Annotated in this window: 17 protein-coding genes; 6 read left to right on the top strand and 11 right to left on the bottom strand. The window is 64.5% G+C overall.

The features are described from left to right. Positions 1-14 precede the first annotated feature (14 nt). From hutI to hutC, 6 genes are all read right to left on the bottom strand, one after another. Positions 15-1,232, bottom strand: coding sequence for an imidazolonepropionase (hutI, locus tag ELS24_RS01710; RefSeq protein WP_127183227.1), 1,218 nt, complete (start codon positions 1,230-1,232; stop codon positions 15-17). Between the two features lie 84 nt (positions 1,233-1,316). Continuing rightward, positions 1,317-2,723: an amino acid permease gene (locus ELS24_RS01705; protein WP_127183226.1), complete on the bottom strand. Its 1,407-nt coding sequence runs from the start codon at positions 2,721-2,723 to the stop codon at positions 1,317-1,319. 115 nt (positions 2,724-2,838) lie between these two features. Beyond that, positions 2,839-4,368 carry a histidine ammonia-lyase gene (hutH, locus tag ELS24_RS01700; protein ID WP_050446865.1) on the bottom strand — a complete coding sequence of 510 codons (1,530 nt, stop codon included), beginning with the start codon at positions 4,366-4,368 and terminating at the stop codon, positions 2,839-2,841. Positions 4,369-4,480: 112 nt separating this feature from the next. After that, positions 4,481-6,160, bottom strand: coding sequence for a urocanate hydratase (hutU, locus tag ELS24_RS01695; RefSeq protein ID WP_127183225.1), 1,680 nt, complete (start codon positions 6,158-6,160; stop codon positions 4,481-4,483). 704 nt (positions 6,161-6,864) lie between these two features. Continuing rightward, positions 6,865-7,455 carry a HutD/Ves family protein gene (locus ELS24_RS01690; protein ID WP_127183224.1) on the bottom strand — a complete coding sequence of 197 codons (591 nt, stop codon included), beginning with the start codon at positions 7,453-7,455 and terminating at the stop codon, positions 6,865-6,867. After that, positions 7,452-8,195, bottom strand: coding sequence for a histidine utilization repressor (hutC, locus tag ELS24_RS01685; RefSeq protein ID WP_240669418.1), 744 nt, complete (start codon positions 8,193-8,195; stop codon positions 7,452-7,454). The genes ELS24_RS01690 and hutC overlap by 4 nt, the downstream gene beginning before the upstream one ends. A 144-nt stretch (positions 8,196-8,339) precedes the next feature. On the opposite strand from hutC, the gene ELS24_RS01680 reads away from it, so the two are divergent. Together ELS24_RS01680 and ELS24_RS01675 are read left to right on the top strand one after the other, a co-directional pair. Further along, a complete protein-coding gene (locus ELS24_RS01680) occupies positions 8,340-8,630 on the top strand; it encodes a metal/formaldehyde-sensitive transcriptional repressor (protein ID WP_050446836.1) in 291 nt (96 codons plus the stop codon). Positions 8,631-8,657: 27 nt separating this feature from the next. Next, positions 8,658-9,767 carry an S-(hydroxymethyl)glutathione dehydrogenase/class III alcohol dehydrogenase gene (locus tag ELS24_RS01675; protein WP_050446837.1) on the top strand — a complete coding sequence of 370 codons (1,110 nt, stop codon included), beginning with the start codon at positions 8,658-8,660 and terminating at the stop codon, positions 9,765-9,767. Positions 9,768-9,850: 83 nt separating this feature from the next. Here ELS24_RS01675 and ELS24_RS01670 read toward each other — a convergent pair whose 3' ends face one another. The 4 genes from ELS24_RS01670 to ELS24_RS01655 form a co-directional block, all read right to left on the bottom strand. Next, positions 9,851-10,993 carry a glycosyltransferase gene (locus ELS24_RS01670; protein WP_127186220.1) on the bottom strand — a complete coding sequence of 381 codons (1,143 nt, stop codon included), beginning with the start codon at positions 10,991-10,993 and terminating at the stop codon, positions 9,851-9,853. Further along, positions 10,993-12,003, bottom strand: a complete 1,011-nt coding sequence (locus tag ELS24_RS01665) for a hypothetical protein (protein ID WP_127183223.1) — start codon at positions 12,001-12,003, stop codon at positions 10,993-10,995. The genes ELS24_RS01670 and ELS24_RS01665 overlap by 1 nt, the downstream gene beginning before the upstream one ends. Positions 12,004-12,369: 366 nt before the next feature. Then, positions 12,370-13,416, bottom strand: coding sequence for an agmatinase (gene speB, locus ELS24_RS01660; RefSeq protein ID WP_127183222.1), 1,047 nt, complete (start codon positions 13,414-13,416; stop codon positions 12,370-12,372). A 39-nt stretch (positions 13,417-13,455) separates the two neighbouring features. After that, positions 13,456-14,859 (bottom strand): sodium:solute symporter, encoded by a 1,404-nt coding sequence (locus tag ELS24_RS01655; protein ID WP_127183221.1) that lies wholly within the window; start codon positions 14,857-14,859, stop codon positions 13,456-13,458. A gap of 184 nt (positions 14,860-15,043) precedes the next feature. On the opposite strand from ELS24_RS01655, the gene ELS24_RS01650 reads away from it, so the two are divergent. The 3 genes from ELS24_RS01650 (at position 15,044) to ELS24_RS01640 (ending at position 18,879) form a co-directional block, all read left to right on the top strand. Then, positions 15,044-16,153, top strand: coding sequence for a YcjF family protein (locus ELS24_RS01650; RefSeq protein ID WP_127183220.1), 1,110 nt, complete (start codon positions 15,044-15,046; stop codon positions 16,151-16,153). Positions 16,154-16,392: 239 nt separating this feature from the next. Then, positions 16,393-18,477 (top strand): putative bifunctional diguanylate cyclase/phosphodiesterase, encoded by a 2,085-nt coding sequence (locus tag ELS24_RS01645; protein WP_083447363.1) that lies wholly within the window; start codon positions 16,393-16,395, stop codon positions 18,475-18,477. Positions 18,478-18,666: 189 nt separating this feature from the next. After that, the gene (locus ELS24_RS01640) at positions 18,667-18,879 is read left to right on the top strand and encodes a DUF1059 domain-containing protein (protein ID WP_127183219.1); all 213 of its coding nucleotides are present in this window, start codon (positions 18,667-18,669) and stop codon (positions 18,877-18,879) included. A gap of 14 nt (positions 18,880-18,893) precedes the next feature. On the opposite strand, the gene ELS24_RS01635 is transcribed toward ELS24_RS01640, so the two are convergent. Next, positions 18,894-19,943, bottom strand: a complete 1,050-nt coding sequence (locus ELS24_RS01635) for an ornithine cyclodeaminase (RefSeq protein WP_127183218.1) — start codon at positions 19,941-19,943, stop codon at positions 18,894-18,896. Positions 19,944-20,067: 124 nt separating this feature from the next. On the opposite strand from ELS24_RS01635, the gene ELS24_RS01630 reads away from it, so the two are divergent. Beyond that, positions 20,068-20,493 (top strand): Lrp/AsnC family transcriptional regulator, encoded by a 426-nt coding sequence (locus ELS24_RS01630; RefSeq protein WP_050446844.1) that lies wholly within the window; start codon positions 20,068-20,070, stop codon positions 20,491-20,493. Positions 20,494-20,526 lie beyond the last annotated feature (33 nt).

Here is a 20,526-nt window from a genome sequence, read left to right as displayed (position 1 = left end):
GAACCCAGGCGGCTTCAGGCCAGCGCCGCTACGTCCACCAGCGCGCCATGACGCACCACGCGCTTCGGGATATCGCCGCCGACCCAGTACGCCAGCTCAGCCGGATGCGCCACGCGCCACGCGACGAAGTCCGCCATCTTGCCGGCTTCCAGCACGCCGTGCCTGGCATGCAGGCCCAGCGCGCGCGCCGCGTTTACCGTGGCGCCGGCCAGGGCCTCTTCCGGCGTCATCTTGAACAGCGTGCACGCCATGCTCAACATCAGGCGCAGCGACAACACGGGTGAAGTCCCCGGGTTCAGGTCGGTTGAAATGGCAATGGGCACGCCGTGGCGGCGCAGCAGGTCCAAGGGTGGCAACTGCGTTTCACGCAGCGCATAGAACGCACCCGGCAACAGCACCGCGGCGGTACCGGCTTCGGCCATCGCCCGCACATCGCTTTCGGTCAGATATTCCAGATGGTCCGCCGACAAGGCCCCGTAGCGGGCGGCCAGCGTCGCGCCATGCAGCGAAGACAACTGCTCGGCATGCAGCTTCACGGGCAGGTCCAGATGCTTGGCGGCCTGGAACACCCGTTCGACCTGCTCGGGCGAAAACGCCAGATGCTCGCAGAATGCATCAACCGCATCAATCAGCCCTTCGGCCGCCAGCACCGGCAGCATGCGCCGCGCCACTTCGTCGATGTAGTCATCCGAGCGCCCCGCAAACTCCGGCGGCAGCGCGTGCGCGGCCAGACAGGTGGCCTGCACGGTCATCGGCAATGTCTGCCCCAAACGCCGCGCCACGCGCAGCATCTTGCGTTCATTGGGCAGGTCCAGGCCATAGCCTGACTTGACCTCTACCGTGGTCACGCCATCGCTCAGTAGATGCAGTGCGCGTTGGCGGGCGCTGACATACAGCGCGTCTTCGGACGCCTCGCGCGTGGCGCGCACCGTGCTGGCGATGCCGCCGCCCTGCGCGGCGATCGTTGCGTAGTCCACGCCTTGCAGCCGCTGTTCGAACTCCTTGCTGCGGTTGCCACCAAAGACCAGGTGCGTGTGGCAGTCGATCAACCCGGGCGTCACCCACGCGCCGCCCAGGTCGTGTTTCTGCGCCGCATCCACCGGCGGCAAGTCCGCTTCGTGGCCGATCCATTCGATGCGATCGGCATGGGTCACGATGGCCGCGTCTTCAATCACCGAATAGGCGCCGCCCGCCATGGTGGCGGCGTGGCAATGTCGCCAGATCTGTCTCATGCACGTACTCCTTGAAACCGGCGCCGCGCCACCAGGGGCGGCGGGCGCCGTGCTCGGTCATTCAGACCCATCAGTCAAACCCTTTCAGTCGGACCCCTGCGCCACCGGCACCGAGATGCCGCCGCTGGGGCCGCGCGGCAGGACCAGGTAGCGGTAGGCCACGCACAACAACGCGATCCACACCGCGCCCACCACCAAGGCCATCTGCGTGCGCGGGAAATATCCCAACACCCCGATCACGAACACCAGAAACGCGATAGCCAGCAGCGGCCCGATCGGCCAGAACGGCACCGGGAACTTCAGCTCGGCCACTTCCGCAGGACTCATCTTGCGCCGCATCGCCACCTGCGACAACAGAATCATCAACCACACCCACACGGTAGCGAAGGTGGCAATCGACGCAATAAGCACGAACACATCTTCGGGAATCAGATAGTTCAGCAGCACGCCCAGCAGTAGCGCAACCGTCATCACCACTACCGTCATCCATGGCACGCCGGATTCCGACACTGCCGCGAAACCGCGCGGCGCCTGGCCTTGGCGCGCCATGCCGTACAGCATGCGGCCCGCGCCGAAGATGTCGCTGTTGATGGCCGACACGGCCGCCGAGATCACCACGATATTCAAAATGGTGGCCGCCGACTTGATGCCCAGCCCGTCAAAGATCTGCACGAAGGGGCTGCCCTGGCTGCCGATCTGCGTCCACGGGAAAAGGGACATCAGCACGAACAACGTCAGCACGTAGAACAGCAAAATGCGCAGCGGCACCGCGTTGATCGCGCGCGGGATGGTGCGGCCGGGGTCCTTGGCTTCGCCCGCCGTGATGCCGATGATTTCGATGCCGCCAAAGGCGAACACCACCACCGCCAGCGATGCAATCAGCCCGCCCACGCCGTTGGGCATGAAACCGCCGTGCTCCCACAGGTTATGCACACCCGTCGCCGCGTTATCCACGTTCAGCCCGAAGCCGAACAGCATGATGCCCAGTCCGCCGGCAATCATGGCGATAATCGCGCCCACTTTCAGCAATGACAGCCAAAACTCCAGCTCGCCAAACACCTTGACCGAACACAGGTTGATGGCGCCGATGAAGAACACGATGGACAGCACCCAGATCCAGCGCGGCACGTCGGGATACCAGAAGCCCATGTAAAAACCGAAGGCGGTCACGTCGGCCAGGCAGACGATGATCATCTCGAAGGCATACGTCCAACCGGTCAGAAAGCCCGCGATGGGCCCCAGATAACTGGTGGCGTACTGTCCGAAGGACCCGGACACCGGGTTTCTGACCGCCATTTCCCCCAACGCGCGCATCACCATGTACACGGCCGCGCCGGCGATCAGGTAGGCGATCAGCACCGACGGGCCGGCCTCCTGGATGGCCTTGGCCGACCCATAGAACAGGCCGGTTCCAATGGCCGACCCCAATGCCATGAAGCGTATGTGCCTGGCGTTGAGCCCCCGTTTCAGATCCTGCGTTTCTGCTTGCATTTCCGTCTCCGTAATTGTTATAGGCGTGCAGCATCACGCCGTGCGGGCGTCTTCTACGGACGCGTACGCACAGCGCGCGAATGCGGCCGTCAGGCGACGGCCGCAAAGAGGAAAATCAGAGGCTGGGCAGCAGCCCCGCGGGCATCAGCCCGTTCAGGACCTGCGCCGATATCAGGCTGCTGGCCGCGGCGATATCCGGCGCGAAGAAGCGGTCTTCTTCGTAGTGCGGCACTTGCTCGCGCAGCACGCGGCGCGCCTGTTCAAGCTGGGGCGAGGTCTTCAAGCCTACGCGGAAGTCCAGCCCCTGGCAGGCGCCCAGCCATTCGATGGCCAGGATGTCGCGCACGTTGTCGGCCATGGCCCAGAGCCGCTTGCCGGCGTTGGGCGCCATCGATACATGGTCTTCCTGGTTGGCCGACGTGGGCATGCTGTCCACGCTGGCCGGATGCGCCAGCGCCTTGTTGTCGCTGGCCAGCGCGGCGGCGGTCACCTGGGCAATCATGAAGCCCGAATTCACGCCACCCTTTGCGACCAGGAACGGCGGCAACTGCGACATGTGCTTGTCCATCATCAACGCGATACGTCGTTCAGACAGCGCGCCGATCTCGGCCAGCGCCAGCGCCAGGTTGTCCGCCACCATGGCCACGGGTTCGGCATGGAAGTTGCCGCCCGAGATCACGTCGCCCTGGGACACGAACACCAGCGGGTTGTCGGATACGGCGTTGGATTCAATTTGCAGCACATGCGCCGCGTGGCGGATCTGCGTCAGGCAGGCGCCCATTACCTGGGGCTGGCAGCGCAGGGAGTACGGGTCTTGCACCTTTTCGCAATCGGCGTGCGAATGGCCAACTTCGCTGTCCTGGCCCAGCAGGTCGCGATAAACGCCGGCCACGGCGATCTGGCCCGGCTGGCCGCGCGCGGCGTGAATGCGTGCATCGAAGGGCACGCGCGAACCCAGCATGGCTTCCACGCTGAGGCTGCCGCACACCAGCCCGGCGGCCATCATGTCTTCGGCGTCGAACAAGCCGCGCAAGGCATAGGCCGTGGACACCTGCGTGCCGTTCAACAACGCCAGCCCTTCCTTGGCCGCCAACGTCAACGGCACCAGGCCGGCGCGCGCCAACGCTTCCTGCGCGGGCAGCCACTCGCCTTGATGGCGGGCGCGGCTTTCGCCCAGCAGCACGATGGACATATGCGCCAACGGCGCCAGGTCGCCCGAGGCGCCCACCGACCCTTTAAGCGGAATATGCGGATAAACACCCGCGTTCACCATCGCGATCAGGCTGTCGATGACGTGGCGGCGAATACCGGAATAGCCGCGCGCCAGGCTGTTGATCTTCAAGACCATGATCAGCCGCACCATGGCGTCATCCAGGGGTTCGCCCACGCCCGCCGCGTGCGAGCGCACCAGCGAACTTTGCAGTGCTTCGAGGTCTTCGCGCGCGATCTTGGTGGACGCCAGCAAGCCAAAGCCCGTGTTGATGCCATACACCGTGCGGCCCTCGGCAATCAGCCGTTCGACGGTGGCCACGCTGGCGTCGATGGCGTCCGCCGCGCCCGCATCCAGCGTCAGCCGGACCGGCTCGCGGTAGACGCGCCGCAAATCGGCCAAGGTCAGGTGGCCGGGTTTCAAGTGCAATTCCATTTTTTTCTCCTGCGCCGGTGCGTCGGCGTCTTGCAATGGGGTGGTCAGGCCGGCCGTCATGCGGGCACGTGCGCCGCAATCCGCGTATCGCGGAATAGGATTGAGTGTGGCCTTAGCGCTGGCCCGTGACCATGGGCAGGTTCAAGCCCTGCTCTTTCGCGCAGTCGATGGCGATGTCGTAACCCGCGTCCGCATGCCGCATCACGCCCGTGGCCGGGTCGTTGGTCAGCACGCGGGCGATGCGCTCGGCGGCCTCGTCGGTGCCATCGCACACCACGACCATGCCGGAGTGCTGCGAGAACCCCATGCCCACGCCACCGCCATGGTGCAGCGACACCCAGGTGGCGCCGCTGGCGGTGTTCAGCAAGGCGTTCAGCAGCGGCCAGTCGGACACGGCGTCCGAGCCGTCGCGCATGGATTCGGTTTCGCGGTTGGGGCTGGCGACCGAGCCGGAATCCAGATGGTCGCGGCCAATGACGACCGGCGCGGACAGTTCGCCCGAGCGGACCATTTCATTGAAGGCCAGGCCCAGCTTGGCGCGTTGGCCCAGACCCACCCAGCAGATGCGCGCGGGCAAGCCCTGGAAGCTGATGCGCTCGCGCGCCATGGTCAGCCAGTGATGCAGGTGTGCGTCGTCCGGAATCAGTTCCTTGACCTTGGCGTCGGTCTTGTAGATGTCTTGCGGGTCGCCGGACAGTGCGGCCCAGCGGAACGGACCCACGCCTCGGCAGAACAGCGGGCGGATGTAGGCGGGCACAAAGCCGGGGAAGTCAAAGGCGTCGGCCACGCCTTCTTCCTTGGCCATCTGGCGGATGTTGTTGCCGTAGTCGAAAGTGGGAATGCCCTGGCGCTTGAAGGCCAGCATGGCTTGCACGTGGACGGCCATCGATTGCTTGGCGGCCTTGACGACGACGGCGGGCTCGCGCTTGGCGCGCTCGCGGTATTCCGGCCAGGTCCAGCCGGCGGGCAGATAGCCGTTAAGCGGGTCGTGCGCGCTGGTCTGGTCGGTGACCATGTCGGGTTTGACGCCACGGCGCACCAGTTCGGGCAGGATGTCGGCGGCGTTGCCGCACAGCGCGATGGATACGGCGCGGCCTTCCTTGGTGTACGTGGCAATGCGCGCCAGTGCGTCGTCCAGGTCGGTGGCCTGTTCGTCCACATAGCGGGTGCGCAGGCGGAAGTCGATGCTGGCCTGCTGACATTCAATGTTCAGAGAACATGCGCCAGCCAAGGTGGCGGCCAGCGGCTGCGCGCCGCCCATGCCGCCCAGGCCCGCGGTCAGCACCCAGCGGCCGGTCAGATTGCCGCCATAGTGCTGGCGGCCAGCTTCCACAAAGGTTTCGTAGGTGCCCTGCACGATGCCCTGGCTGCCGATGTAGATCCAACTGCCCGCCGTCATCTGGCCGTACATGGCCAGGCCCTTGGCGTCCAGTTCGTTGAAGTGTTCCCAGGTGGCCCAGTGCGGCACCAGGTTGGAGTTGGCGATCAGCACGCGCGGCGCGTTGGCATGGGTCTTGAACACGCCGACCGGCTTGCCCGACTGCACCAGCAGGGTTTCATCGTCGTTCAGCTTGGTGAGCGACTCAACGATCTTGTCATAGCAATCCCAGTTGCGCGCGGCACGGCCGATACCGCCGTACACGACCAGTTCCTTGGGATTTTCGGCGACGTCGGGGTCGAGGTTGTTCATCAACATGCGCAACGGCGCTTCGGTCAGCCAGCTCTTGGCCGTCAGTTTATTGCCACGCGCGGCGCGAATCACGACATCGCGGTATCGGTTCGATTGGTCCAAGAGAGTCTCCTTGATCGGTTCTGCCGCGAAGTTCCCCACGCAGCGGTTGCCCGCATCATAGGATGCCTATGGTTGTATATACAAGCCTAGGTGAGTGGATTTTTGGTAGGGGAATACCCGAATGGATGGATGGTTGTCAGGGGACGGTTGCCTGATGGGTTCCGCGCGATCCGCAGTCGGGTTCTTGCCGCTATTCGTTCGCGCTGCACCCATCCTACGATCACGCGATGCAACGTAGGATGGGTGCAGCGCGCACCGGTCAACGCAAGAACCAAAACACCCCAACGCGCGAAACCCATCAAGCAGCGCAAGGGCTCGCAACAAGATCCGCCACAGCACCGTTGGGTTCTGCACGAAGCTGGTCACAGCACCACCGCCGTCTGATGGGTTACGCGCGATCCGCAGTCGGGTTCTTGCCGCTATTCGTTCGCGCTTCACCCATCCTACGATCACGCGATGCGACGTAGGATGGGTGCAGCGCGCGCCGGTCAACGCAAGAACCAAAACACCCCAACGCGCGAAACCCATCAAGCAGCGCAAGGGCTCGCAACAATATCCGCCACAGCACCGCCACGTTCTGGACAAGATCCGCCACAGCACCGTTGGGTTCTGCACGAAGCTGGTCACAGCACCGCCGCCGTCTGATGGGTTACGCGCGATGCGCAGTCGGGTTCTTGCCGCTGTTCGTTCGCGCTTCACCCATCCTACGTGCCTTGTGGGGTCAGCTCTATCATGCAGGCGTCGATGTTGCCTTGCAGGCGGTACTCCGTCAGGCCTGCCTGGCCATGGCTGTGCAGGCAGTCGTACCGCGCGTGCAGCGTGTGGCTTTCGCCATTCACCTGCGCCACCAACTCAGTACCCGCGTTCAGCACCAGCACATCGGGCGCGGCGCTATGGAACACGCAGGATGCCGATATCCATTGCAGCCGTGCCTGATAGCGGCCAGGCGCATAGATCAAATTGAAATCCCGGACCGGCCCGTTCAGCAAACGGCAATGCACCCGCGCATCGCCCGGGAATGCATACGCCTCACGGGGTATTAACGGCGCCTGCTCGTGTCCTTCGATCGTCAACTGAATCCCCGCCCCTTCCAGCACGGTGATGATCCGCTGATAGCCATCGAACGCCGAAAACCCGCCGTCCTGCGCCACTTCGGCAATCGACAGGCGCCAATCAAACGCAGCGTTGCTGCCGCCCGGATTGCGGGCGACCTCTTGCGTGATGCCACCGCCGTTCTTCCACGGCATGCGCGGGTAATCGGCGGCGCGATACAAACGGATGTTGCGCGGTGTCATGTCGTGAACTTGCCTTCCAGGCGGTGACGCGACCCGGGGTGGATCAGACGCGCAAGCGTCACCGCGCGCTCGCCCGACCAAGTGCGACGGCGGATCAGCAAACACGGTTCGTTGCGCTCGATTTGCAACAACTGGCATTCACGCGGCTTGGCCAATATGGCCTCGACCACGTGCTCGCCCTCGCTAAGCGGCGCCACGCGCGTCAGGTATTCGTAGGGGGTGTGCTGGGTGAAATCCTGCTTCAGGTAGTCGGGCGCCAAGCGCACATTGACGTAACGGTCTTCCAACTGGATCGGCACGTCGTCTTCAAAATGCACGATCACGGAATGGAACACGGGCTCGCCCGCGCGCAATTCCAGCGCCTGGGCCTGCTCGGGCCCGGCCGGTTCTTCTGCCAGGCGCACCACGCGGCTGTGATGCCGATGATTACGCGCCGCGATCTCATCCGCGATGTTGTTCACCGCAAACAGCGCCGAACGCGCCTTGGGCTGCGCCACGAACGTGCCCACGCCCTGCATCCGCACCAGCAGGCCTTCGGCGGTCAGCTCGCGCAGCGCACGATTGATCGTCATGCGGCTGAACCCCAATTCGTCGACCAGTTCGCTTTCCGATGGCACGCGGTAATGCGCGGGCCAGGCGCCGGTGCGGATCTGCTGGGCGATCATCTGCTTGACCTGTGCATACAGGGGCGCCGGCAGGGAATGGGTCTGAACGGGCAATTGGGGGGGAGGAGAAGCCACGGAAGCATCCTGGGTGGGCGCCGCTGGGGCAACCCCCAAGGCGCAGTGAAAAAATCGGCCTCCAGTATAGACAGGTACATATGTCTTGCGAATTGCCCGACGGTTTTCGTATACTCCCCCCCTGTATCGTTTTCGGAGCCTGCCGTGCCGCATTCGCCGGAAGAAAAAAAACGCGTCGTCACCCGCTTGCGCCGTATCCAGGGGCAGGCGTTAGCATTGGAACGCGCGGTCAACGAGGGCACGGAATGCGGGGCGCTGCTACAGCAACTGGCCGCCTTGCGCGGCGCCGCCACCGGCCTGATGGCCGAAGTGCTGGAAAGCCATCTCCGGGAAACCTTTCTGCAATCCGCCCAGGGCGGGCCGCAACACACCGGGATCAACGCTGAAGCCGAGGTTGATCAGCTGATGCGCATCGTCCGTTCCTATTTGAAGTAATTCCCCCGACATTCGTGGAGCCCAACTATGAAATCACGCGCAGCAGTCGCATTCGAACCCGGCAAGCCGCTGGAAATCGTTGAAATTGACGTCGCGCCCCCGCAGCGCGGCGAGGTGCTGGTGCAGATCACCCACACCGGCGTCTGCCATACCGACGCCTTCACCCTGAGCGGTGACGACCCCGAAGGCCTGTTCCCCGCCGTGCTGGGCCACGAAGGCGCGGGCATCGTCGTGGAAGTGGGCGAAGGCGTCACGTCCCTGAAACCCGGCGACCACGTCATTCCGCTCTACACGGCCGAATGCCGCGAGTGCAAGTTCTGCCTGTCCGGCAAGACCAACCTGTGCCAGAAGGTGCGCGCCACCCAGGGCAAGGGTGTGATGCCCGACGGCACCTCGCGCTTCAGCTACGAAGGCAAGCCGCTCTATCACTACATGGGCTGCTCGACCTTCAGCGAATACTCGGTCGTCAACGAGATCTCGCTGGCCAAGATCAACCCCGCCGCCCCGCATGAAAAAGTCTGCCTGCTGGGCTGTGGCGTCACCACCGGCCTGGGCGCCGTGCACAACACCGCCAAGGTCAAGGAAGGCGATACCGTCGCCGTGTTCGGCCTGGGCGGCATCGGCCTGGCCGTGATTCAGGGCGCGGTGCAGGCCAAGGCCGGCCGCATCATCGCCGTGGACACCAACCCGAACAAGTTCGTGCTGGCCAGCGCCATGGGCGCCACCGACTGCATCAACCCCAAGGACTACGACAAGCCCATTCAGGACGTCATCGTCGAACTCACCGATGGCGGCGTGGACTTCTCGTTCGAGTGCATCGGCAACGTGCACGTGATGCGCGCGGCGCTGGAATGCTGCCACAAGGGTTGGGGCGAAAGCATCATCATCGGCGTGGCCGGCGCGGGCCAGGAAATCAGCACGCGCCCGTTCCAGCTGGTCACCGGCCGCGTGTGGCGCGGCTCGGCATTCGGTGGCGTGAAGGGCCGCACGCAACTGCCGGGCATGGTCGAAGACGCCATGAGCGGCAAGATCGACCTGGACCCGTTCGTAACGCACACGCTGCCTTTGGAACGCATCAACGAAGCCTTCGACCTGATGCATGAAGGCAAGTCGATCCGCACGGTGATTCACTTCTAAGTTCCTGGCCCGTCGCGGTATCAAAGAAGGTCCGACGCATTTCCTGCGCCGGACCTTTTTTCATGACACCCGCAAGACCGCGATCAGGACGTCAGGCCGAAGTGACGGGCGGGCGTCCTGCCCTCCAGGTACACCAGTTCGGTCTGCCCGACAAACTGCGCCAGTGAGAACTCTCGCAGCGCGGTGTTGCGGGCCTCCTCGCCCATCTTCAACACCACGCCGCGGTCGTTCAGGATGGTGGACACCGTCGCCATCACATTGCTCACCGAACCCGGCGTCACCACCCAGCCGTTGCGACCGTCGGTGACGTTCTCGGTCAGCCCACCCATCTTGCTGACGATGACCGGCTTGCCGGCCGCCATCATTTCGCGGCAGGCAAATGAAATCGTCTCCAGCCGGGACGACAAGACAAAACCCACATCCAGCGCGGCCAGGACCGGGCGGACATCGTCGAGCAGCCCGGTGAACACCACCTGATGCGTCATGGCCAGATCAGCCACACGCTGACGCTGCGCGGCATCGGGTTCCTTGCCGGCGATCAGGATCACGACCTGATCACGCTGATGCTCGGGCAAGAGCGACACGGCCGTCACCATGTCCAGCCAATTCTTATAGGACGCGGTGCCCGCGTTGCTGCCGATCACAAAGCGGCGCCGCATGCCTTCGGGCAGCAGCGCGGCGCGCGCCTGCGCCGCTTGTTCCGGGGTAGCCGGCTGGTACTTCTGGGTGTCCACGCCGTTATGCACCACGCGCAGGTCTTCGTCGCGGAAAACCGATTCCTTCATGCGCCCGAACGTATGGCCGCAGACGCAGATGACGCGGTTGGTGCCCCACTTGGCCCGCACGCGTACGCCCAGGCTCTTGCCGCTGCGGTCGTTGTGCTGCGTGTAGACGATGAACGGGCGCTTGGCCCCCATGCCCACAGCGGCCAACATGCACAGGCGGTGGTCGGCGGAGCCGTTCACGTGGATGACGTCAAACCGCTCCTTGCGCAGCAGCGTGCGCAGGCGATGCAAGGCGCCTAATTGCTGAAACGGTCGGCCTTTGAACTCCAGGTCAATCGAATGCACGCCGGGCAAGGCATCCGCTTCGGCCAGCAGGCGGCTGCCGCGTGGCGCGGCAACCGTGATCTGGGCGCGTTGGCGCAGCATGCGCGCCAGGGACATGACGTAGGTCGTGTGCCCGCCGCCATCGCCCTGGTGGAAGTTGGTGTAGAGAATTTTCATCATGACAGACCTGCAAGCCGTTGCGGGGATGGCGGTGATTCCCCTTGATTGAGCAAACAGCTCCAATGGCGCTTTTCAAACACGTCGTCGCCCAGGCGGCTGTCGGTGGACAGGTTGTAGACCTTGACGCCACGCTCGGTCAGCAGGCGGCTGGCCTGGCGGAACGCGGGTTCGATGTGCCCGGCAAATTGCCGGTCCAGCGCGGTGGCCAATTGCGCGCCGGGGTGTTCATAGAAACGCGGACCCGCCGTGGCGGTCAGGTCTAGTCCATGCAAGTACAAGGTGCGCGCGCCCATCCACGCCAGCAATTGCAAAGCGGTATACGCGACGGTGCCGCCCCCGAAAAGCCCGCGCGCCGGGTTCAGGCTGAAGCCGTGCGCGTGCTGCGGGTGGTGGGCGTCGAACAGCACCAGCTCGGCATCGTCGGCCAACTGGGTTTCAAGCTCGTGCGGCTGCGCGCGCGCCTGCAGTGCACGCTGATGCACTTCTTCGAACAGCGCGATGCGGCAGCCGACGGTCTTCGCATCGAACAGGAACGAGATCCACCGATACACCTCGGGCGTGACGAACAGCAGCAGGTCTTGCGACAGCACGTCGGCCACCAGATCGCGCCGGCGCTTGACGAAGCCCGCATCCAGCATCGCGTAGTAATGAAAGCGCAATGTCGGGTGCGCGCGCCGCAGCGCGATGGAGCCATTCACGCCCATGACAGTGCCCAGACGGCACCGCGCGTAGTCGATCTGGGCAACCGAGGGGCCGCTAAGAATCAGATGCGCGTCGCCCGGTATGTCCTGCGGCACCTGCGCCATGGGCAGCGTCGCCGGGCCACGCACGCCGACCAGGTCGCACGCCACCAGCCGTTCGCGACCATCGCGGCGTACCTTCACCAGCGGCCAAAGCGTTTCGTTGTGCCGATAGGCGCCGTCGCGGGTATAGCGGTACAGATAGCGAAAGCCCTTGGTCAAGGGGCGCGAGCGGAGCAGACGAGGAACGAGGGCAAACCGGGTCATGAATGGTGCCGCTGAAAGCGCGGCGAAACCTTGCGAGGCGCTGATTCTACGCAGCCGATTCCCGTCTCAGGAAGTTCGAAACATTTGAGATGTAACAGCGTGGAAAGGACGCCTTCGCGCCCCATTTTTCCACGCAAGCCCTGCGTGAGCGCTGCTTCCCACATAGCGGAATAAGCACCGTCGCTTGCCCCGAATCAGCACCATTTCCGTGCATGGTCACCCTGCCGCTGATACCAGGCTTCCATGACGGGGCATTTGCCGCGCTTGTACCTTCCATTACCATTTGCGCCAAAGCGAAAGGCGATTGCAAGCTTCTCCCGGACGCGGCGACCCGTCCCCGTTGACGGGCACCGCCACCCGATGTGCTCAGCCCGCATGCCGGACACTGATCAAGCTGAGAATCTCGAAAAGCATCTGCGCCCCCGCATGCGCGGTGTTGGCCGTGGCGTCATAGGCGGGCGCCACTTCGACCACGTCGCCACCGATGATGTCGATGCCTGCCAGGCCGCGCAATATTTCCTGCGCTTCGCGCACCGTCACGCCCCCGACCTCTGGTGTGCCCGTGCCGGGCGCGAAGGCAGGATCCAGGCAATCGATATCGAACGAGACGTACACGGGCGTGTCGCCCACGACGTCCAGCGCCCGGGCAATGACCGCGGGCACGCCCATCCGCCCGATGTCTTCCGCGTGGATCACCGTCATGCCGGATTCATACGAAAATTCCCACAGGTATTCCGCCGACCCTCGAATGCCGATCTGTATGGTGCGGGTAGGGTCCAGCACGCCGTCCAGCACCGCCTGGCGAAACGGGCCGCCATGGTGGAAGCGGCTGCCATCAAATGGCCCGCCCGTATCGCAATGCGCGTCAAAGTGAATCAGCGATACCGGCTGACGCCGGCCAAGGGCTCGCAGGATCGGCAGCGTGACGGAGTGGTCGCCGCCCACCGACACGGGGATGACGCCCGCCGCAAGAATCTGGGCATAGGCGCGTTCGATGTCTTCGTGCGACTGCTCCAGGCTGAAGCGGCTGCGCATGGGCACGTCGCCAATATCGGCTACGCGCAGGTCGCGCGTGGGGGTACAGCGCAACACGTGGTTATACGGGCCCACCCGTTCAATGGCGCGCAATGCGCGCGGCCCGAAGCGGCAACCGCTGCGGTTGCTGGCGCCCAGGTCCATCGGCACACCGGCCAGCGCCACTTGCAGGGCGCCGAAATCAGGCGACTGCCAGTCGATGTATCGGGCAGGCGCGTCCAGCAAGGTGGGCATGCCCGCATAGGGCGCGCTGCGCGTGCCGCTGTTGTCGATGATGTTTGCGGCTACCGCCCGAAAGTGGGCGTCGTGGATGGCGGCTTCGTTGTCGCCGCCGAAGCGGGCGCGCAGCGCCGCAAGGCGTTCCGGGGTAAAGCTCATGGGTTGCTCCTGGATAGGGATGGAATTCGTCGGCGCGGATCAGTCGGCATCTGCCGGCGACACCACGGGGTGCCGAGAGGGTTCGCTGGCGCGGCCCATCAGGCTGATCAGCACGAAGCTGAGCGCGCTGGCGGCCAATGCCGCATAGATCGGCGAGTTGGCCGCCAGGCCGTCCTTGACCATGAAGACGATGGCCGCGGCGCAGCCCAGCAACATGCTGGCAATGGCTCCGGCGGTGGTCGCGCGGCGCCAGTAGATGGCGCCCAACAAGGGCACCAGCATGCCGCCCACCAGCAGGTTGTAGGCGCAGGTCAGCGCGCTGAGGACGTCGTCGACCACCAGCGCGATACCCACCGCCGACAGTGCCGCCAACAACGTGATCACGCGATGCGCGCGCAGGTCCTTGAAGGGCCGCCCCCCGCGCAAGGCCGGCAGCAGGTCTTCCGCCAGCACGGTGGCCGTGGCCAGCATCGTGGCGCTGGCGGTAGACATCATGGCCGCCAACGCCGCGGCGATGACCAGCCCGCGTATGCCGTCCGGCAACTGCGATTGCACGATGGCCGCGAAGGCGTTGTTGGCGTTCTCCAGACCGGGAAGCAGCACCTGGGCCGTCATGCCGATCAAGGCGCCAACCAGGCCGTAGACAATGCAGTACAGGCCGGCGGCGGTGCCCGCCACGCGGGCCACGCGTTCGTCGCGGGCGGTGAACACACGCTGCCATATTTCCTGGCCGATCAGGATGCCCAGGAAGTAAATGACGAAGTACGTGATGATGGTGCTCCAGCCGATGGTGGTCAGGTCGAAGCTGGCGGCGGGCAGGCGGGCGACCAACTCGTCCCAGCCCCCGACCCGCATCAGGCAGATGGGCAGCAACACGAACATCAGCCCAACCGTCTTGATGACGAACTGAACGATGTCGGTCAGCGTCAGCGACCACATGCCGCCCAACGCGGAATACACCGCGACGACCCCGCCGCCCACCACCACCGCCACCCAGAACGGCAGGTCGAACAGCACTTCCATCACCGTGCCGATGGCGATGACGGAGGTCGCCGCCAGCATCAGCGCATAGGCCATCATCACCAGGGCGCTGACGTGCTTGGCGCCGGCGCTGAACCGGCGTTCAAGGATCTGCGTCACGGTAAAGATGCGCAGCTTCAGCAAGGGCTTGGCCAGCACCCGGTTCAGCACGATGATGCCCAGGCCCAGCGTCCCGCATAGCCAGAACCCCGACAGGCCGTACGTGTACCCCAGCCGCACCGTGCCCACCGTGCTGGCGCCGCCCAGCACCGTGGCCGCCATGGTGCCCATGTACAGGCCCGGCCCCAGATTGCGGCCCGCCACCAGATAATCTTCATGCGTCTTCGCGCGCCGCATGCCATACCAGCCCAGCAGCAGCATGCCCGCCAGGTAAATCGCGATCACGGCGATGTCCAAAATCATGTCCGAAGTCTCCTCACCAGCCACGGCAGCAATGGTTGTTTTGAATCCGGCGTGCCTGCCTGCACGCCGGACTTATCAGGCAACCCGGATCTTCGTTCAAGCCGTGCCGAAAATATCGCCATTGGCGCGAATGTCGGACGCATCTGATATCGTTGCTCAATCCCCCGCCTTAGCGCCCACCGCCATGCCGCCTCTCCGCCCCGACTCCCCCGCCTTGCAGGACGCCATCGCCGACGCCATCAGCACGGCCACGCGCGGCGCGGGCCGCGTGAACATCCTGATCGCGGGCAAGACCGGGGTGGGCAAAAGCACATTGATCAACGCGGTGTTCCGGGGCGAACTGGCCAAGACCGGCGCGGGCAAGCCCGTCACCCAGACCACCCAGGAATACACCAGGGCCGGCCACCCGCTGACCATCATCGACACACGCGGACTGGAAGTGGGCGACTACGCGCGCTCGCGCCAGCAGTTGGCGGATCTGATCCAGGAACGCTCGGCGTCCGACGACCAGGACAAGCACCTGCACGTGGCCTGGCTGTGCATCCAGGACAGCAGCCATCGCGTGGAAGACGCCGAGATCGAGCTTGCCGACATGCTGGCCAACGCCGGCATTCCCGTGGTGGTGGTGCTGACCAAGGCGCGCAAGAACAGCCCCTTCGTGGACCAGGCGCGCGCCCTGCTGCCGCGCGCCAAGCAGGTGGTGGCGGTGCGGGCGCTGCCGGAATGGATCGAGGAACTGGACGCGGAACTGCCGCCGATGGGCCTGGACAAGCTGATCGAAGTCACGGCTGAACACATTCCCGAGGCGCAGCAGCGCGCCTACGCCAACGCGCTGTCCACCCGCAACAAGAAGGCCCTGGAAGTAAAAAAAAAGCGGGCTGAGATAGAGGTCAACGTGGCCGCCGGCCTGGCGGCTTCCGCCGCCGCCGCGCCCATTCCGTTTTCCGACGCCTTCGCGCTGGTGCCGATCCAGGTCGGCATGATCGCCAAGATCGGCATCACCTTCGGCATGGAGCTGGACACCACCGCCATCACCACGCTGGTGACCTCCACGCTGGGCGCCTCGGCGGCCACGCTGATCGGCCGGTCGGTGGTGTCGGGCATGCTGAAGTTCATTCCCGGCGCGGGCAGCGCCGTGGGCGGCACCATTGCCGCCACCACCGCCGGCGCCATCACCAAGCTGCTGGGCAATGCCTACGTGGCGGTGCTGTACGACTTTTGCCAGAAGAACCCGGGCAAAGACATCGACATCGGCATGATCGCGCAAGCGCTCAAACAGCGGGTCAAGCTCTAAGCCGCGCCAGCGCTGCCCCCCGCCGCCGCCCAGGCGAACGCAATGAATTGTGTTTGCGCGACATCATTCGATAGATTTGCGCCTTTTCATGTGCTCGGCTTAACTATTGCGCGCCATACGACGTAAAGCCGTATATCCCTTCGTCTTTTCGCGGGACGGCCCACGCCGGCAGGAACGCAATGCAAGCACACGTGCTGGCGCGACGACCCTGCGGCGGGTCCGGCTCCCGTCACCTCCCAATGATCATCGATAATTCCGACGTCATGTACCGGCACCTTGTGCAAGGTGTCATCGACTACGCCATCTACATGCTGCACCCGGACGGCACCGTCGCCAACTGGAACGCCGGGGCGCAACGCGCCAAGGGCTACACGCAGGAAGAAATCGTCGGCAAGCACTTCGCCTGCTTCTATAGCGCAGCAGACCAGGCGTCCGGCCTGCCGCAGCGCGGGCTGGCCACCGCCCGCGAACAAGGACGCTTCGAGGCGGAAGGATGGCGGGTGCGCAAGGACGGCACGTTGTTCTGGGCGAATGTCGTCATCGACGCCATCCACGACGATCAGGGCGAGCTGCTTGGCTTTGCCAAGGTCACGCGCGACATCACCGAACGGCGGGAACGCGAACAACAGCTTGTCCGCGCCAAGGAACTGGCCGAGCACTACAACACCGAGCTGACGTCGCTGTCGAGCTTTCTGGAAGCCGTGGTGTCGCACATTCCGTCATGCGTGCTGGTGCTGGATGCCGTGTCGCGCAATATCCTGCTGGCCAACCGCCAGGCCGAGGCGACGTTCGGCGCCACGCGCGCCGACATGTTGGGCAAGACCGCGCAGCAATGCCTGCCCGCGCCCGTCTGCGAATTTTTCGACCGCCTGACCCACGACGCCCTGCGTTCGGATGGCGCGCTGCGCGAAGCGGAAGAAGAATTGCAGACCGCGCGCGGCCTGCGCACCTTGCGCACGCGCACGCGGGTATTCCACAGCAGCGACCCGCGCTCGCGCTACGCGCTCTTGATCTCCGACGACGTCACCGACGAAAACGCGGCGCACGCGCAAGTGCGCTACATGGCGCACCACGACACCTTGACCGGCATGCCCAACCGCCGGCTGTTTCGCGAACAGCTGCTCAAGGCCCTGCAGAACCGCGTGGGCGACCGCCGCACCGCCGTACTCTGCCTGGACCTGGACAACTTCAAGAGCGTGAACGATACGCTGGGCCACCCTTGCGGCGACGAACTGCTGCGCCTGCTGGCCAAGCGCCTGCCCAAGGCGCTGCGCGAACAGGACACGCTGGCCCGCCTGGGTGGCGACGAGTTCGCCGTGGTGCTGCCCAACATCGGCCAACAGGAAGACGTGCGCAAGCTGGCCGACCGCTTGATCGAGGCGGTGCGCCAGCCTTTCGAGGTGGACGGCCATACCGTGCCCGTTACCGTCAGCATCGGCATCGCCCTGGCGGAAACGACGGACTGCACGGCCGACCACCTGCTGCGCTACGCCGACATGGCACTGTACGAAGCCAAGCGCAACGGCCGCAACCGCCTGGCGTTTTTCGAACCCGAGATGGAAGCCGCCGCCCTTAAGCGCCATGAAATCGAGATGGACCTGCGCCAGGCCATCATGGAGCAGCAGTTTCAATTGCATTACCAGCCCATCATGGATGTCAGCCACGTCCGCATCGTGGGTCGCGAGGCGCTGATGCGCTGGCAGCATCCGGTGAAGGGTCTGATCATGCCCGACGACTTCATTCCCATCGCCGAAGAAACCGGGCTGATCCACGAGCTGGGCGCCTTTGCCCTGCACGAAGCTTGCGCGCAAGCCATGCGCTGGGACGACCACGAAACCGTGGCGGTCAACCTGTCGGCCACCCAGTTCACCAACAGCGCGCTGGTGTCGCTGGTGGAATCGGCCCTGTCGAACTCTGGCCTGCCCGCACGGCGGCTGGAATTGGAAATTACCGAATCGGTGCTGCTGGCGAATTCCGCCGCCAATCTGACCACGCTGAACCGCCTGAAAGCGCTGGGCGTGAAGGTGGCGCTGGACGACTTCGGCACGGGCTATTCATCGCTGGGCTATCTGCGGTCGTTCGACTTCGACAAGATCAAGATCGACAAGTCGTTCACGCAGGACGTTGAATCCAGCAAGGAAGCGCTGGCCATTATCCGCGCCATCAACGGCATCGGCCGCAGCCTGGACATTCCCACCACCGCCGAAGGCGTGGAGACCGCGGCACAACTGGCGCGCTTGACCCAAGAGGGCTGCTCGCATTTCCAGGGCTATCTGCTGGGCCGGCCGATCTTGCACGACACGCCAACGAACGACCCGGTCTAAGGATGGCGGGGCGGCATGAATACAGGGGCCGACCCCGCATTTTCCCGCTACGCCACGGCTGCGCCAGACCTATACTTTTGACATCATCGGGTGCGCTGCGACGCGCCATCCCGCCCGATGTCCCAGTATGCAGCGCGTCGGAAATTCCATCGCGCAAGCCGCCCCCGGGCGCTGCGCAGGGAGAACGTCATGACCCGCAAATACATCGATTGCCGTGAGTACCCCAGTGACATGAACTGCTCGGTGGCCCTGGCCGCGGATAGCGACGACGAACTGCTGGAAGCCGCCGTGCAGCACGCCACCACCGTACACAAGCACGCCGACTCACCCGAGCTGCGGTCGCAGTTGAAAGGCATGTTCCATGAGGGCACGCCACCGACCCAGGCGCCCACACGGGCGTAGGGGGAGCCAAGCCTTCAACCCGCGCCACCTGTCGTGACGCGGGTTGCCGCAAGCACCACGTCGAACAGGTTCTTGGGGTCGTGCAATTGCGGCGCCACTTCAATGCGGGTGCCCACGCCCAGCCGGGCAGCGCTGTCGCGCAACCAACGCAGGGCCGAGAAATCCTCCAGCGCAAACCCGACTGAATCGAAGATGGTCACCTGGGACGCGCTTTGGCGTCCGGCCGCCTGGCCCGTCAGCACGCGCCACAACTCCGTTACCGGAAAATCCGCGGGCATCTGCTGCAGGTCGCCTTCAATGCGGGTCTGCGGTTCGTACTCAACAAAAACAGGGCCCTGCTTCAGCACGTCGGCATGCAGCTCGGTCTTGCCCGGGCAGTCTCCGCCCAAGGCATTGATGTGCATGCCTGGCTCGACCATGTCGGCGCTCAGAATGGTGGCGTAGGCCTTGTCGGCCGTGACGGTGGTGACGATGTCCACGCCCTTGACGGCCTGGGCGGCACCGTCGAAGACCAGCACCGCTAAGGCCGGCGCGGCGGCGGCCAGGTTCGATTGCAGCTTGCGGGTGGCGTCCGGGTCCACGTCGTACACGTGCAGCGTGTCGATGCCCAGCACATAGTGGAAAGCCAGCGCCTGGAACTCGGCCTGCGCGCCGTTGCCGATCAGGGCCATCGACCGAGAATCGGGCCGCGCCAACGCCCTTGCGGCCAGGGCGGAGGTGACGGCGGTGCGCAAGGCGGTGGTCAGCGTCAGTTCGCTGATCAGCAGCGGCTCGCCGGTGTTGACCTGGGCCAACGCGCCAAAGGCCATCACGGTGGACAGGCCGGCATGCGGATTATTGGGGTGGCCGTTGACGAACTTGAAGCTGTAGAGCTCGTGGTCGGCGGTGGGCATCAGTTCGATGACGCCGGTGGGGGAGTGACTGGCGACGCGCGCGCATTTGTCGAATTCCTGCCATCGCAAAAAATCGGCCAGTACGTAGTCGAGCAGTTCGGTAAACACCTTGCGCGGGCCTTGCAAGGCCATGATGTTGGCAACGTCCGATGTTGTGAGCAGTGTCGTCATTTTTTTCTCCCCAAGTGATGGAAAGGAAATTCTGGCTGATGCCCAAATCAATTCATAGTGACAATATTCCATACGAAACGCTAAGATTCTGGCATTCCGACAGCCATGATTAGCACTTTTCGCAATGGACACGCTAGACCAGAATCTGCTTGGACTGCTGCGCGCGAATGCCCGCCTGTCAATCGCCACCCTGGCCAAGAAACTGGACGTATCGCGCGGCACCATCGACAACCGCATCCGCAAGCTGGAAGAGCGGGGCATCATCGTTGGTTATACCGTGCGCCTGCGCCCCGAAGCAGAAACCGATGACATCGTGGCGTGGATAAGCATCGCCGTGGAAGGCCACGAAACCCGCAAGATCGTGAACCTGCTGATGGGCGAACCCGCCGTGGCTGGCCTGCATGACACGAACGGGCGCTGGGATCTGCTGGCGGAACTGCGTGTGCCCACCATCGATCAATTGTCTGAAGTGCTGGACCGGCTGCGCACCCTGAAGGGCATCTCGGCCACCGAAACCAGCATTCACCTGAAGACCTTCAAAGCCATCTGAGCCACCGGCCCGCCCACGCCGCTTGAGGCCCAG

The organism is Achromobacter spanius (genome assembly GCF_003994415.1).
Classification (GTDB): Bacteria; Pseudomonadota; Gammaproteobacteria; order Burkholderiales; family Burkholderiaceae_B; genus Achromobacter; species Achromobacter spanius_C.
The sequence above is the reverse complement of the archived record's forward strand: the minus strand, read 5'-3'. Positions and strand labels throughout refer to the sequence as shown.

Excerpts from the sequence above, each read along its gene's own strand:
- ELS24_RS01640 (WP_127183219.1), top strand. The coding sequence starts at position 18,667 with ATGACCCGCAAATACATCGATTGCCGTGAGTACCCCAGTGACATGAAC.
- ELS24_RS01665 (WP_127183223.1), bottom strand. The coding sequence starts at position 12,003 with ATGACCCGGTTTGCCCTCGTTCCTCGTCTGCTCCGCTCGCGCCCCTTG.
- ELS24_RS01650 (WP_127183220.1), top strand. The coding sequence starts at position 15,044 with ATGCCGCCTCTCCGCCCCGACTCCCCCGCCTTGCAGGACGCCATCGCC.
- ELS24_RS01670 (WP_127186220.1), bottom strand. The coding sequence starts at position 10,993 with ATGAAAATTCTCTACACCAACTTCCACCAGGGCGATGGCGGCGGGCAC.
- ELS24_RS01635 (WP_127183218.1), bottom strand. The coding sequence starts at position 19,943 with ATGACGACACTGCTCACAACATCGGACGTTGCCAACATCATGGCCTTG.
- ELS24_RS01690 (WP_127183224.1), bottom strand. The coding sequence starts at position 7,455 with ATGACACCGCGCAACATCCGTTTGTATCGCGCCGCCGATTACCCGCGC.
- ELS24_RS01655 (WP_127183221.1), bottom strand. The coding sequence starts at position 14,859 with ATGATTTTGGACATCGCCGTGATCGCGATTTACCTGGCGGGCATGCTG.
- ELS24_RS01705 (WP_127183226.1), bottom strand. The coding sequence starts at position 2,723 with ATGCAAGCAGAAACGCAGGATCTGAAACGGGGGCTCAACGCCAGGCAC.
- ELS24_RS01675 (WP_050446837.1), top strand. The coding sequence starts at position 8,658 with ATGAAATCACGCGCAGCAGTCGCATTCGAACCCGGCAAGCCGCTGGAA.
- speB (WP_127183222.1), bottom strand. The coding sequence starts at position 13,416 with ATGAGCTTTACCCCGGAACGCCTTGCGGCGCTGCGCGCCCGCTTCGGC.
- ELS24_RS01645 (WP_083447363.1), top strand. The coding sequence starts at position 16,393 with ATGATCATCGATAATTCCGACGTCATGTACCGGCACCTTGTGCAAGGT.
- hutI (WP_127183227.1), bottom strand. The coding sequence starts at position 1,232 with ATGAGACAGATCTGGCGACATTGCCACGCCGCCACCATGGCGGGCGGC.
- hutH (WP_050446865.1), bottom strand. The coding sequence starts at position 4,368 with ATGGAATTGCACTTGAAACCCGGCCACCTGACCTTGGCCGATTTGCGG.
- ELS24_RS01630 (WP_050446844.1), top strand. The coding sequence starts at position 20,068 with ATGGACACGCTAGACCAGAATCTGCTTGGACTGCTGCGCGCGAATGCC.